Annotated in this window: 1 protein-coding gene; it reads left to right on the plus strand. The window is 35.1% G+C overall.

Features of this window, described 5'->3' with window-relative positions; translation table 11 throughout:
- The coding region (locus R7P64_RS24330) for a hypothetical protein (protein WP_318124178.1) at positions 1-629 on the plus strand (629 nt) is incomplete at both ends.

Here is a 629-nt window from a genome sequence, read left to right on the forward strand (position 1 = left end):
GGAAATTTTAGGTGGTATGAACCTGATGAAGACTACAGCTTTACTGTAATAAACAATGGAGAAGTAGACACAACACCACCACAATTAATCAGCGTAGAATTTGACAAGATAGAAGTAGAAGCAGGAGATACAATAACAGTCACAGCAAAGGGAACAGATGACATCTCAGGAGTTAGTTCGATATATGTATATTTTGAAGGTAATACGGGACAACAATTACCTGGAATTAGTTTATACAAAACAGATAAAGCAGACACATATAAAGGGATAGTAAGGATTGGCAAATACGAAGAACCAGGCATACGAAAATTAACACGAATAGAAATGCAAGACAATGCAGGCAATCGGAAATCATACACACCTGAAGAAGACTACAGTTTTACTGTAATAAACAATGGAGAAGTAGACGTAACACCACCAAAATTAATCAGCTTGGAAATTGATAAGACAGAAGTAGAAGCAGGAGATATAATAACAATCACAGCAAAAGTAACAGACGATTTATCGGGAGTTAGTAGTGTCGAAGTATTTTTTGTAAGTGAGTTTAAAAGATCATCAAGCATGATCAGTTTATATAAAACTAATGTAGGAGACACATATAAGGGGATACTTACAATCGGGAAATATGA

Source organism: Vibrio sp. 2304 (assembly GCF_033339475.1).
Taxonomy (GTDB): domain Bacteria; phylum Pseudomonadota; class Gammaproteobacteria; order Enterobacterales; family Vibrionaceae; genus Vibrio; species Vibrio alginolyticus.